The sequence below is a fragment of the Kitasatospora sp. NPDC058162 genome (assembly GCF_042884005.1).
Lineage (GTDB): Bacteria > Actinomycetota > Actinomycetes > Streptomycetales > Streptomycetaceae > Kitasatospora.
In genome coordinates, this window is the sequence record NZ_JBHVUS010000042.1 from 40,889 (window position 1) to 53,368 (window position 12,480).

General features: G+C 72.4%; 14 protein-coding genes. 6 read left to right on the forward strand and 8 right to left on the reverse strand.

Annotation, left to right across the window (positions count from 1 at the left end; all coding sequences use genetic code 11):
- Positions 1-6: 6 nt before the first annotated feature.
- Positions 7-378 (forward strand): MerR family transcriptional regulator, encoded by a 372-nt coding sequence (locus tag ACFVXG_RS40235; RefSeq protein ID WP_387935231.1) that lies wholly within the window; start codon positions 7-9, stop codon positions 376-378.
- 38 nt (positions 379-416) lie between these two features.
- On the opposite strand, the gene ACFVXG_RS40240 is transcribed toward ACFVXG_RS40235, so the two are convergent.
- Positions 417-866 carry a MarR family winged helix-turn-helix transcriptional regulator gene (locus tag ACFVXG_RS40240; RefSeq protein ID WP_387935233.1) on the reverse strand — a complete coding sequence of 150 codons (450 nt, stop codon included), beginning with the start codon at positions 864-866 and terminating at the stop codon, positions 417-419.
- A gap of 130 nt (positions 867-996) precedes the next feature.
- Here ACFVXG_RS40240 and ACFVXG_RS40245 point away from each other — a divergent pair, with 130 nt between their 5' ends.
- Complete coding sequence (locus tag ACFVXG_RS40245; protein WP_387935235.1) at positions 997-1,593, forward strand: NAD(P)H-dependent oxidoreductase; 597 nt, start codon at positions 997-999, stop codon at positions 1,591-1,593.
- A gap of 50 nt (positions 1,594-1,643) precedes the next feature.
- Here the strand turns inward: ACFVXG_RS40245 and ACFVXG_RS40250 are convergent, their stop codons facing one another.
- The 3 genes from ACFVXG_RS40250 to ACFVXG_RS40260 form a co-directional block, all read right to left on the reverse strand.
- Positions 1,644-2,111, reverse strand: a complete 468-nt coding sequence (locus ACFVXG_RS40250; RefSeq protein ID WP_387935237.1) for a GNAT family N-acetyltransferase — start codon at positions 2,109-2,111, stop codon at positions 1,644-1,646.
- 91 nt (positions 2,112-2,202) lie between these two features.
- Positions 2,203-3,069 (reverse strand): oxidoreductase, encoded by an 867-nt coding sequence (locus ACFVXG_RS40255; protein WP_387935238.1) that lies wholly within the window; start codon positions 3,067-3,069, stop codon positions 2,203-2,205.
- Between the two features lie 204 nt (positions 3,070-3,273).
- Positions 3,274-4,440 (reverse strand): acyl-CoA dehydrogenase family protein, encoded by a 1,167-nt coding sequence (locus ACFVXG_RS40260; RefSeq protein WP_387935240.1) that lies wholly within the window; start codon positions 4,438-4,440, stop codon positions 3,274-3,276.
- A 241-nt stretch (positions 4,441-4,681) separates the two neighbouring features.
- Between ACFVXG_RS40260 and ACFVXG_RS40265 the strand changes: the two genes are divergently transcribed.
- Together ACFVXG_RS40265 and ACFVXG_RS40270 are read left to right on the forward strand one after the other, a co-directional pair.
- Positions 4,682-6,019, forward strand: a complete 1,338-nt coding sequence (locus ACFVXG_RS40265; RefSeq protein ID WP_387935242.1) for a UDP-glucose dehydrogenase family protein — start codon at positions 4,682-4,684, stop codon at positions 6,017-6,019.
- A gap of 157 nt (positions 6,020-6,176) precedes the next feature.
- Positions 6,177-6,590, forward strand: a complete 414-nt coding sequence (locus ACFVXG_RS40270; RefSeq protein ID WP_387935243.1) for a CoA-binding protein — start codon at positions 6,177-6,179, stop codon at positions 6,588-6,590.
- A 10-nt stretch (positions 6,591-6,600) separates the two neighbouring features.
- Here the strand turns inward: ACFVXG_RS40270 and ACFVXG_RS40275 are convergent, their stop codons facing one another.
- From ACFVXG_RS40275 to ACFVXG_RS40285, 3 genes are read right to left on the reverse strand one after another with little or no spacing between them, the layout of a single operon-like run.
- The gene (locus ACFVXG_RS40275) at positions 6,601-7,815 is read right to left on the reverse strand and encodes a dipeptidase (RefSeq protein WP_387935245.1); all 1,215 of its coding nucleotides are present in this window, start codon (positions 7,813-7,815) and stop codon (positions 6,601-6,603) included.
- 32 nt (positions 7,816-7,847) lie between these two features.
- Entirely contained in the window at positions 7,848-8,384 is a 537-nt protein-coding gene (gene purE / locus ACFVXG_RS40280) for a 5-(carboxyamino)imidazole ribonucleotide mutase (protein ID WP_387935246.1), read from the reverse strand.
- Positions 8,381-9,520: a 5-(carboxyamino)imidazole ribonucleotide synthase gene (locus ACFVXG_RS40285; RefSeq protein ID WP_387935248.1), complete on the reverse strand. Its 1,140-nt coding sequence runs from the start codon at positions 9,518-9,520 to the stop codon at positions 8,381-8,383. Before ACFVXG_RS40285 ends, purE begins: the two co-directional genes overlap by 4 nt.
- 308 nt (positions 9,521-9,828) lie before the next feature.
- Between ACFVXG_RS40285 and ACFVXG_RS40290 the strand changes: the two genes are divergently transcribed.
- Both ACFVXG_RS40290 and ACFVXG_RS40295 read left to right on the forward strand, forming a co-directional pair.
- Entirely contained in the window at positions 9,829-10,347 is a 519-nt protein-coding gene (locus tag ACFVXG_RS40290; RefSeq protein ID WP_387935250.1) for a GtrA family protein, read from the forward strand.
- Positions 10,348-10,475: 128 nt separating this feature from the next.
- A complete protein-coding gene (locus ACFVXG_RS40295) occupies positions 10,476-11,168 on the forward strand; it encodes an ester cyclase (RefSeq protein ID WP_387935252.1) in 693 nt (230 codons plus the stop codon).
- Positions 11,169-11,184: 16 nt separating this feature from the next.
- Here ACFVXG_RS40295 and ACFVXG_RS40300 read toward each other — a convergent pair whose 3' ends face one another.
- Positions 11,185-12,435, reverse strand: coding sequence for an ATP-binding protein (locus ACFVXG_RS40300; protein WP_387935254.1), 1,251 nt, complete (start codon positions 12,433-12,435; stop codon positions 11,185-11,187).
- Between the last annotated feature and the right edge of the window lie 45 nt (positions 12,436-12,480).

A 12,480-nucleotide genomic window follows, 5' to 3' on the forward strand; every position in this document is an offset into this window, starting at 1 on the left:
GACGGCATGCGGATCGGTGAACTGGCCCGGCGCACGGGCGTGAGCGAGCGCTCGCTGCGGTACTACGAGCAGCAGGGCCTGCTGGTCGCCCGGCGCACCCAGGGCGGCCACCGGGAGTACCCGGAGATGGCGGTGGACCGGGTGGTGCACATCCAGGAGCTGTTCGCCGCCGGGCTGAACAGCCGCACGATCTACAAGATCCTCCCCTGCATGCGGGACTCCGACGGCGGCCCGAGCGAGACCGCCACCCCGATGCTGGTCGAGGAGCTCACCTCGGAGCGGGAGCGGATCGACCGGATGATCTCCGATCTGCTGCGCTCGCGCGAGGTGCTGGACGAGGTGATCGCCGGCGCCGCCGGGCAGTCGGCCGCTGCGTAGCGGCTCGGCCCCCGGCGGGAGCGGCCGGAGCGGCGGACTCAGGCCTTGAGCTTGCGCCAGACCGTCTCCAGGGCGGCGATGTCCGCCGCGTCCAGCCGGTCGGTGAACACCGGGGCCAGGGCGGCCCGCCGGGTGGCGTCCGCCTCCGCGAACAGGGCGCGGCCCTGCTCGGTCAGCTCGATCCGCACCGAGCGCGCGTCCGAGGCCGAGGGCGTACGGGCCACCAGCCCGCGCCCGGCCAGGGCGTCCACCACCCGGGAGACCTGGCTGCGGCTGAGCATGGTCTTGGCGCCGAGGTCGGAGGCGGCCACCGGCTCCTCCTGGCCGGCCAGCCAGAGCATCACCTCGAACCAGGACAGCGGCAGCCCGTGCACCCGGGCGAGTTCCCGGTCCACCCGGGCGGCCAGGGTGGTGCCGGCCCAGACCAGGCCGTAGAAGGCGTGGTCCTGCTCCGACAGGGGGCCCAAGGAGAGATCGGCGCGGTCCATGCCGTTCATCGTACCGAGGGTGCGTGCGTGTGCACACAGTGCCGGGCGTGGACCGCGCGGCCCGCGGGCCCGTACCCGGGAGCGGCGGGCCAGTAGCATCGGCCTCCAACCAGCCTGAGGGGGACGGGACATGAACCGGATCGGGGTCTACCTGGCACATCCGCGGCCGGGCAGCTTCAACCACGCCCTGTACGAGGCCGTGGTGGACGAGCTGCGCGGGCGCGGCTGCGAGGTCCGGGCGCACGACCTGTACGCCGACGGGTTCGGACCGCTGCTCACCGCCGAGGAGACCGGGACGGTCGCCGACGCCGGGGCCACCGCCGACCCCCAACTCGCCGCGCACCGCGCCGAGGTGGCCACCCTGGACGCCCTGGTGCTGATCCACCCCAACTGGTGGGGCATGCCACCCGCCGTCCTGACCGGCTGGGTGCAGCGGGTGCTGGTCCCCGGCGTCGCGTACAAGCTCGGCACCGCCGACGGCGAGCCGGCCGGACTGCTGCGCGCCGGGCGGGCCCTGGTGCTGAACACCTCGGACACCCCCGAGCCCCGGGAGCGCGAGGAGTTCGGCGACCCGCTGGAGCGGATCTGGGCCGCCTGCGTGCTGCCGTACGTCGGCGTCGCCGACGTCCGGCGGACGGTCTTCCGCACCGTCACCGACTCCCCCGCCGCCGAACGCGCCGACTGGCTGCGGCAGGCCAGGGAGCAGGCGGCCGCGCTGCTCGACTGAGCCGCCCCGGACGAGCGGACGGACGAGCGGACGGACGAGCGGACGGCCCCCTACAGCTCCACCTCCGCCACCTCCTGGTCGCCGCTCAGCTCCCCGGTCGGGCGGAAGCCCAGCCGGGCGTAGAACCCGGCCGGGCCGTCCTGGCCCGGGTGGTAGGTGACCGTCGCCCGGGTTCCGCCGCGGCGGCGGATCTCCGCGCAGACCTGCTCGACCGCGAACCGGCCGTAGCCGCCGCCCTGCTCCCCGGCGTCGACCAGCAGGCGCCACAGGCCGGAGCGGGGGCGGTCGCCGGGCCGCTCGGGGTCGAAGCGGATGTCGAAGAAGGCCATCACGAAGCCGACCGGCCGTCCGCCGTCCAGGATCAGCCGTGGCCAGGCCGTGTCCCCGTACACGTACGCCTCGGCCAGCGACTTCGCCACCGGGGCGACCAGGCCCTCCTGGTCCGGGCGGACCCGCAGGGCGAGGGCGGCGTCGATGTTGTCGGGGGTGAGCCGGGCGAGAATGATCTTGTCGGACATGGCAGGCAGCCTAGGAAACCCGGCTGCCCGCCGTCGCCCGGTTTTCCCGGCGCGCGGCTGACACGCGGCGGGCGCGCGGCCGGGGCGGGGATCAGGCCCCGGCCGGGAAGTCGGTGCCGCGGCCGACCGCCGCCCAGGCCTCGGCCTCCTGGCGGGCGCCGTCCAGGTTGCCCAGCACCGCGTCCACGGCGTCGGTGCCGAGCGCCAGCCGCAGCGGGGTCCGCTCGGCGGCCAGCGCGGCCAGGATCGCCTCGGCGGCCTTCACCGGGTCGCCCGGCTGCTTGCCGTCGGAGTCCGGCAGGCCGGTGCGGACCGGGCCGACGAGCGGCTCGTAGGCCTCGATCGGGGCGGACTGGGCGAGCGCGCCACCGCCCGCGAAGCCGGTCCGGAACGACCCCGGCTCGACGATCAGCACCTTGATCCCGAAGCCGGCCACCTCCTGGGCCAGCGCCTCGGACAGCCCCTCCAGGGCGAACTTGGTGGCCGAGTAGGCGCCGACGCCGGGGAAGGAGAAGCGGCCGCCCATGCTGCTCATCTGCACCACGGCACCGCTGCCCTGGGCGCGCATGTGCGGCAGCACGGCCCGGGTGAGCGCGGCCGGGCCGAAGAAGTGCAGCTCCATGAGCTCGCGCAGCTCGCCGTCGGTGGTCTCCTCGACGGCGCCGATCACGCCGCGCCCGGCATTGTTGACCAGGACGTCGATCCGGCCGTGCTGTCGCACGGTCTCGGCGACCACGGCGGGGATCCCCTCCTGGTCGGTGACGTCCAGTCGCACCGGCACCAGCCGACCGGGGTGGGCGGCGGCCAGGCCAGCCAGCGTCTCGGGGCGGCGGGCGGCCGCGACGACGGTGTCGCCGGCCGCCAGCGCGGCCTCGGCGATGGCCTGGCCGAAGCCGGAGTTGGCGCCGGTGATCAGCCAGACCTTGCCGTCGGCGTGCTGCTCGGGGGTGCTGCTCATGATCCGTGGACTCCCGCAATGATCGTGCTCGGCAAACGAGTTGACGATCATTTATGACATTCGGCAGCCCGTTCGTCCAGGAAAGTTCGACGCCGGACGAACAGCCGGACGGACAGCCGGAGGGGCGACCGGAGAGGCGGCCGGACGGCAAACGGCCCCCGACCGCGCGGAGGCGGTCGGGGGCCGTTGCGAAGCGCCGGTCGACTACGGCAGGTTGCGGGCCATCACGATCCGCTGGACCTGGTTGGTGCCCTCGTAGATCTGGGTGATCTTCGCGTCCCGCATCATCCGCTCCACCGGGTAGTCCCGCGTGTACCCGTAACCACCCAGCAGCTGCACCGCGTCCGTGGTCACCTCCATCGCCACGTCCGACGCGAAGCACTTCGCCGCCGCACCGAAGAACGTCAGGTCCGCGTCCCCGCGCTGCGACTTCGCCGCCGCCACGTACGTCATCTGCCGCGCGGCCTCCAGCTTCATCGCCATGTCCGCCAGCATGAACTGCACACCCTGGAACTCCGCGATCGCCTTCCCGAACTGCTTGCGCTCCTGGACGTAGCCCTTCGCGTAGTCCAGCGCGCCCTGCGCGATGCCCACCGCCTGCGCCGCGATCGTCACCCGGGTGTGGTCCAGCGTCTTCATCGCCGTCGCGAAGCCCGTACCCTCCGCACCGATCATCCGGTCCGCCGGGATCCGCACGTTGTCGAAGTACACCTCACGCGTCGGCGAACCCTTGATCCCCAGCTTCTTCTCCGGCGCCCCGAACGACACCCCCTCGTCGCCCTTCTCCACCACGAACGCCGAGATCCCCTTCGAGCGCATCGAAGGGTCGGTCACGGCCATCACCGTGTAGAACTCCGAGACACCCGCGTTGGTGATCCAGCGCTTCACCCCGTTCAGCACCCAGAAGTCACCGTCGCGCACCGCCCGGGTCTTCATCCCCGCCGCGTCCGAACCCGCCTCCGGCTCCGACAGGCAGTACGAGAACATCCCCTCGCCCCTCGCCAGCGCCCCCAGGTACTTCGCCTTCAACTCCTCCGAACCCGACAGCTGCACCGGCAGCGACCCCAGCTTGTTCACCGCCGGGATCAACGACGACGAGCCGCACACCCGCGCGACCTCCTCGATCACGATCACCGTCGCCAGCGCGTCCGCCCCCGCACCACCGAACTCCTCCGGCACGTGCACCGCGTGCAGATCGTTGCCCGTCAGCGCGTCCAACGCCTCCTGCGGGAACCGACCCTGCTCGTCCACCTCCGCCGCGAACGGAGCGATCTTCGCCTCGGCCAGCGAACGCACCGCCTCACGGAGCATCTCGTGCTCCTCCGAGATGCGGAAGAGATCGAAGTCAGCCGCCCCTGCGCTGCCCGCCATGATGCCTGCCTCGTCGTCCAGTGGTCGACGCGGACCGTTGTCCGATCGGCGTCGGATCCGAGTCGAATCGCGGTTAACTACCGTTCAGTAGAGATCCTAGGGCTCCGACCTGCGGCTGCCTAGCGTCCTCGGCTCGTCCTCGGCTCGTCCTCGGCGAGCGGGCGACCGGTACCCACCCGGGCGGGGCGGATAGCATCAGGGGCACCCTCTACTGGCCGCACCCGCAACTCAAGGGGAACCCGTGACCCTCCGCATCTCCGTGATCGGCACCGGCTACCTCGGCGCCACGCATGCCGCCGCGATGGCCGAGTTCGGCTTCGAGGTGCTGGGTCTGGACATCGATCCCGAGAAGATCGCCACGCTCACCGCGGGCCGGGTCCCGATGTACGAGCCGGGCCTGTCCGACCTGCTGCTCAAGCACGTGGCCGGGCACGAGGGCTCGACCGGGCGGCTGCGCTTCACCACCTCCGCCAAGGAGGCCGCGGAGTTCGCGGACGTCCACTTCGTCTGCGTCAACACCCCGCAGCGCAAGGGCGAGTTCGCCGCCGACATGTCGTACGTGGACACCGCGATCGACGAGCTGGCGCCGCACCTGACCCGGCCGGCCCTGGTGGTCGGCAAGTCCACCGTCCCGGTGGGCTCGGCGGCCCGGCTGGCCGAGCGGCTGGCCGCCCTGGCGCCGGTCGGCGCGGACGCCGAACTCGCCTGGAACCCCGAGTTCCTGCGCGAGGGCTTCGCCGTCCAGGACACCCTGCGGCCGGACCGGATCGTGGTCGGCGCCCACAGCGAGCGGGCCGAGCGGCTGCTGCGCGAGGTGTACGCGGAGCCGATCGCGGCCGGGGTGCCGTTCCTGGTCACCGACTACGCGACCGCCGAGCTGGTGAAGGCCGCCGCCAACTCCTTCCTGGCCACCAAGATCTCCTTCATCAACGCGATGGCCGAGGTCTGCGAGGCGGCCGGCGCGGACGTCACGCTGCTCTCCACGGCGCTCGGGCACGACGAGCGGATCGGCCGCAAGTTCCTCAACTCCGGCCTCGGCTTCGGCGGCGGCTGCCTGCCCAAGGACATCCGCGCGTTCATGGCCCGGGCCGGCGAGCTCGGCGCCGACCAGGCGCTGACCTTCCTGCGCGAGGTCGACTCGATCAACATGCGGCGCCGCTCCCGGATGGTCGAGCTGGCCCGCGAGCAGTGCGGCGGCGGCTTCCTGGGCCGCCGGGTCGCCGTCCTCGGCGCCGCCTTCAAGCCCGACTCGGACGACATCCGGGACTCCCCCGCCCTCAACGTGGCCGCCCAGATCCAGCTCCAGGGCGCCCAGGTCACCGTCTACGACCCGAAGGCCGTGGACAACGCCCGCAAGATGTTCCCGTCCCTGGCCTACGCCGGCTCCGCCCTTGAGGCCGCCGAGGGCGCCCACGTCGTCCTCCACCTCACCGAGTGGGCCGAGTTCCGGCAGCTCGACCCGGCCGAGCTCGGCGCCGTCGTGGCCGAGCGCCGGCTGCTCGACGGCCGCAACGTCCTCGACGCCGAGGCCTGGCGCGCCGCCGGCTGGACCTACCGCGCCCTGGGCCGCCCGAGCTGACATCCGGCTCCCCATCGCCCGCACCGCCCGCCCCGGCTCGTCCCGGGGCGGGCGTTTTCGCGCCCGGACGCCGACGGCACCGCCCAGGAGCAGCTCGACGCCTTCCGCACCTGAGCCGCCCCGGAATCCCCCGCCCGCGACCGTCGTTGGCACCGGCATGACGAACTACGGCGACGAAGCGACGGTCCGCGGGATCCTCACCGGCAGCGGCGACACCTGGGCGGTGGTCGGCCTGTCCAACAACACCGCCCGGGCCGCGTACGGCGTGGCCCGGGTCCTGCAGCGCTACGGCAAGCGGATCGTGCCGGTGCACCCCAAGGCCGAGACCGTCCTCGGCGAGCCCGGGTACGCCTCGCTCGCCGAGATCCCGTTCCAGGTCGACGTGGTGGACGTGTTCGTGAACAGGGCGCTGGCCGGGGAGGTGGCGGACCAGGCGGTGGCGGTCGGGGCGAAGGCGGTGTGGTTCCAGCTGGGCGTGGTGGACGAGGCCGCGTACGGGCGGACCCGGGCGGCCGGGGTCTCGATGGTGATGGACAAGTGCCCGGCCATCGAGATCCCCTTGCTGAGCTAGGACGCCGGGATCAGCCGTCGAGCCGGCCGATGGTCGCGATGGAGGGCCGGCGGGTGGTGCGCAGCGTGGCGGCGGCCGACTCGGCGTCCCGCAGGACGCGGACGGCGTTGTGCCAGGTGAGCTTGGCCAGGTCGGCCTCCGACCAGTGGCGGCCGAGGAGTTCGGCGACCAGGTTGGGGTAGCCGGCCACCGAGTCGAGCCCGGCGGGCAGGAAGGCGGTGCCGTCGAAGTCGCCGCCGATGCCGATGTGGTCGATGCCGGCGACCTCGCGCATGTGGTCGAGGTGGTCGGCGACGGTCGACGGGGTGGCGATCGGGCGCGGGTTGGCGGCCTCGAAGGCGCGCTGGCGCTCCATCGCGGGCGGGGTGGTGTCCAGCGGGTGGAAGCCGTGGGCGCGCATGTTCTCGTCGGCGGCGAGGGTCCACTCGATGGCCGCGGGGAGGATGAACTTCGGGACGAAGGTGGCCATCGCGACCCCGCCGTTGGCGGGCAGCTGGGCGAGCACGTCGTCCGGGATGTTGCGCGGGTGCTCGCAGACCGTGCGCGAGGAGGAGTGCGAGAAGACCACCGGCGCCTCGGTGACCCGCAGGGCGTCCCGCATGGTGTCGGCGGAGACGTGCGAGAGGTCGACCAGCATGCCGAGCCGGTTCATCTCCCGGACGACCTCCTCGCCGAACGCGGTCAGCCCGCCGGCCACCGGCTTGTCGGTGGCGGAGTCGGCCCACGGCACGTTGTCGTTGTGGGTGAGCGTCAGGTAGCGCACGCCGAGCTCGTACAGGGCGCGCAGGGTGGCCAGCGAGCAGTCGATCGAGTGGCCGCCCTCGGCGCCCATCAGCGAGGCGATCCGGCCCTCGGCGCGGGCGGCCTCCATGTCGGCGGCGGTACGGGCCAGGCGCAGCCGGTCCGGGTAGCGCTCGACCAGGGCGTGGACGAAGTCGACCTGCTCCAGGGTGGCGCTCACGGCGTGGTCGCCGGCCAGCGAGGTGGGCACGTAGACGGACCAGAACTGGGCGCCGACCCCGCCCTCCGCGAGGCGGGCGAGGTCGGTGTGCAGGCGGTCGCTCTGGTCGGCGGCGAGGTCGAGCGCGCCGAGGTCGTACCCGGCCTGCTCGCGCATCGCCCAGGGGAGGTCGTTGTGGCCGTCCACCACGGGGGCGGTGCGCAGCAGGGCGCGGGCCCGGTCCAAGCGGTCCTGCGGGGTGGAGGAGTCCGTCTGAGAAGTCATACGGCCTGTTCTACCCCACCCCCGCCGGGGACCTACTTGCCGAAGCCGAAGGACGCGGAGCCGGCCACCTTGGCCCGGAGCTTCTTGCCCTTCTCGGTGGCCTGGCTGTTCAGCTCGGCCTGGAACTCGGTCATCTTCTCGGTGAGTTCCGGGTCGAAGGCGGCGAGCATCCGCACCGCGAGCAGGCCCGCGTTGCGCGCGCCGGCCACCGAGACGGTCGCCACCGGCACGCCGGCCGGCATCTGGACGATCGACAGCAGGCTGTCCATGCCGTCCAGGTAGCGCAGCGGCACCGGCACACCGATGACCGGCAGCGGGGTGACGGAGGCCAGCATGCCCGGCAGGTGGGCCGCGCCGCCGGCGCCGGCGATGATCGCCTTGAGGCCGCGCTGGTGGGCCTGCTCGCCGTACGCGACCATCTCGCGGGGCATCCGGTGGGCGGAGACGACGTCCACCTCGTAGGGGATCTCGAACTCGTCCAGGGCCTGGGCGGCGGCCTCCATGACCGGCCAGTCGGAGTCCGAGCCCATCACGATGCCGACGACGGGGCTCGTAGCGGTGGAGGTCATTCGGTGATCGTTCCTCGCAGGTAGGCGGCCGCGTGGCGGGCGCGCTCGCGGACGTCGTCGAGGTCGTCCCCGAAGACGTTGACGTGGCCGACCTTGCGGCCGGGCTTCACGTCCTTCCCGTACATGTGGATCCGCAGCCCGGGGTCGCGGGCCATGCAGTGCAGGAAGGCGTGGTACATGTCCGGGTAGTCGCCGCCGAGGACGTTGACCATGACGGTCCACTTGGCGCGCGGCCGGGGGTCGCCGAGCGGGAGGTCGAGGACGGCCCGCAGGTGGTTCTCGAACTGCGAGGTGACGGCGCCGTCCTGGGTCCAGTGCCCGGAGTTGTGCGGGCGCATGGCGAGTTCGTTGACCAGGATCCGGCCGTCCCGGGTCTGGAACAGCTCGACGGCGAGGTGGCCGACGATGCCGAGGTCGCCGGCGATCCGCAGGGCGAGCTGCTGGGCCTCGTCGGACAGGGCGGGGTCGAGGTCGGGCGCGGGGGCGGTGACCTCGGCGCAGACGCCGTTCTCCTGGACGCTCTCGACGACCGGGTAGGCGACGGCCTGGCCGCTGGGCGAGCGGACCACGTTGGCGGCCAGCTCGCGGACGAAGTCGACCTTCTCCTCGGCCAGCACGGGGACGCCGGCCAGGAACGGCGCCTGCGCCTCCTGCTCGTCGTCGACGACCCAGACGCCCTTGCCGTCGTAGCCGCCGCGGACGGTCTTGAGCACGACCGGGTAGCCGGTGCCCTCGTTCGCGAAGGCGGTGACGTCGGCCGGGTCGGCGACGATCCGGTGGCGGGGGCAGGGCACCCCGATGGAGTCGAGCTTGGCCCGCATCACGCCCTTGTCCTGGGCGTTGACCAGCGCCTCCGGGCCGGGCCGGACGGCGATGCCGTCGGCCTCCAGGGCCCGCAGGTGCTCGGTGGGGACGTGCTCGTGGTCGAAGGTGATGACGTCGCACCCGGCCGCGAAGCGGCGCAGGGTGTCGAGGTCGCGGTAGTCACCGAGGACGACGTCGGAGACCACCTGTGCGGCGGAGTCCTGGGGCGTGTCGGCGAGGAGCTTGAACCTGACCCCGAGCGGGATGCCCGCCTGGTGTGCCATGCGGGCCAGCTGCCCGCCACCGATCATGCCCACCACTGGAAAATTCACATTGCCCGGGGAAGTCACTCCGCCAGGATATCCGGGCCGGTGGGGGGCCATGGAGCCGCGGTGGGGCCGTGAGTAGTGGACGCGCGTAGATGTCAACCCCTGCCCCGGACGGCTGAGCCGTTCGGTGGAAGCGGGTAGCCTGGACGGCTAGGTCCTCGTCCGCGCGGTCGGATCATGTGCGTGCACGCAGGGCTCAAGGGGTGCCCCCGGCCCAGTGGGACACCCTTTTCCCCGCAGGTACATGGAGGCCACCCGGTATGGCGACGACCACAGCTTCGAATCCCACTCTCATGCAGAAACTGCGTGGGATGTCGGGCGAAGTCGTGAAGTTCGGCATCGTCGGCGTCACGGGCGTGATCGTCAACGCCGGCGTCTTCTGGGTCTGCCTCAAGGCGACCGGGCCGGTCAACTCGCTCTCCGGCTACATCGCCACCAGCGTCGCGATCGGGACCAACTACCTCGGCTACCGCTACTGGCTGTACCGGGACCGCGACGCCGCCTCGCGCAAGCGGGAGATCACGCTCTTCCTGGTCTTCAGCGGCATCGGCATGCTGATCGAGAACGGCATCAACGCCTTCTCGGTGCACGTGCTGGGCTACCACTCGGCCACCGACCAGCTGATCGCCAAGAACGTGATCGGTCTGATCGCCGGCACGGCCTTCCGGTTCTTCTCGTACCGCACCTGGGTCTTCAAGGCGCTGCCCGAGACCGCCGAGCCGACCGCGACGACGTCCGCGACCGCCGAGGCCACCGACGGCCAGGAGCTGGCCGCCCAGGCCGAGCTGATGCTGGCCGCCGAGCAGATCCGCTACGCCAAGGCCGAGTAGGCACCCCCTCCGCGCATAGGCGCCCCTCCCCCTGGCACGCCCGCCCCCGCAAGAGGACAGTGGTTACCGAGGGCGAGCACGGCCGGCGGACGATCGATCGAGGCCGAGGGGGACCCAGGAGGCTCGCCATGGCGTTCGTCCAGATCATCGACTGCAAGACCGACAGGCTCGACGACCTCAACCGGCTCATGGACACGTGGGCCGCGCAGACCCGCGGGAAGCGGACCGCCTCCCACGCGATGGTCGCCACCGACCGCTCCGACACCCAGCACGTGGTGGAGATCGTGGAGTTCCCCTCCTACGAGGAGGCGATGCGGAACTCGAAGCTCCCCGAGACGGACCGGATCTTCCGCGAGATGGTGGCGCTCTGCGAGGAGCCGCCCACCTTCACCGACCTCGACGTGGTCCGCGACTCCCAGTTCAACAAGACCCTGGCGAACCGGGTCCTGGACGGGACCGCCCGGGGCGACCTCAGCGTCATCGACGAGTGCATGGCCGCCGACTACCGCGACCACGACTTCGGCAGCGAGGGCGACGCGGTCGGCCTCCCGGCCGTCAAGGAGCGGGTCAGCGGCTACATGAACGCCTTCGACTTCACCTTCGAGATCGAGAGCCAGATCGCCGAGGGCGACGAGGTCGCCACCCGGTGGACCTGGCACGCCACCCAGAAGGCCGCCTTCGGGAACGTGCCGAACACCGGCAAGTCCGTGATCGGCCGCGGCACGACGACCTTCCGCTGCAAGGACGGGAAGATCGTCGAGGGCTGGTGGCAGTGGGACGTCATGGGCCTGATGCGCCAGCTGGGCGTGCTGCCCGCCTGACCGACCCCCGGGGCCGTCAGTCCTCGTGGCTGCGCCCGAGGAAGAGCGCGAACACCGCGGGCTTCAACGAGAGCAGCTCCAGCCGCCCGCCGTCCGCCTCCGCGAGGTCGCGGGCGACGGCCAGGCCGATGCCGGTGGAATTGCGGCCGCTGACCGCGCGCTCGAACACCCGGTTGCCGAGGTCGGCCGGCACCCCGGCGCCCTGGTCCTGCACCTCGACCACCACCGAGGTGCCGGAGGGCCGTACCCGCAGGGTGATCGTCCCGGCGCCGTGCATCAGCGAGTTCTCGATCAGGGTGGCGAGCACCTGGGCGACCGTCCCCGGGGTGCCGACCGCGGTGACCCCGTGCAGGCCCTCCAGGGACAGCACCCGGCCCTGCTCGCGCAGCGTCGGACCCCACTCCTCCACCTGCTGCTTGATCACCTCGTCCAGGTCGAAGGCGACGGCGGTGGGGCTGCGCGGGTCGCGCTGGGTGGTGAGCAGCCGCTGGACGACGTCGGTGAGCCGTTCGACCTGCTGGAGGGCGATGGTGGCCTCCTCCTTGACGGTCTCCGGCTCCTCGGCGAGGGCGGTGATCTCCTCCAGCCGCATCGACAGCGCGGTGAGCGGGGTGCGCAACTGGTGGGACGCGTCGGCGGCGAGCCGGCGTTCGGCGGTGAGCATCCGGGCGATCCGTTCGGCGCTGGTGTCCAGCACCTCGGCGATCCGGTCGAGCTCGGGCACCCCGTACCGGCGGTCGCGCGGGCGCGGGTCGCCGGAGCCGAGCCGTTCGGCGGTCTCGGCGAGGTCGGTGAGCGGCCGGGCGAGCCGTTTGGCCTGCCAGACGGCGAGCGCGACGGCGGCCTGGACGGCGAGCAGGGCGACCACGCCGAGCAGCAGCAGGTTGTTGGCGATCTCGTGGTCGACGTCCTCGCGGGACTGCTCGACGGTGACGATCTCGCTTCCGCTGATGCCGTGCTCGACGGCCCGCAGCAGGTGGTTCCCGGCCGGGCGGGTGCCGGCCGAGAGGACCGGCTGGCCGGGGATCTGCACCTCGACGTAGCTGCCCTCGGTGACCTGGCTCTCGAAGACCCGGCCTTCCTTGACCCCCTCACCCGCGGCGAGACGGCTCTCGACCAGGGCGAGCACCCGGACGGCGGTGGCGTCCACCCGGTCCTGGGCGGAGTTGACGATGGTGCGCTTCTCGACCAGGGCGAGCGGCACGCAGAACACCACGACGACCACCAGGACGACGACCAGCAGCGAGTTGATCATCCGGCGTTTCACGCTGCTGCTCCCCGAGGTGTTCCGCTTCATCGGCCGCCGCCCGGC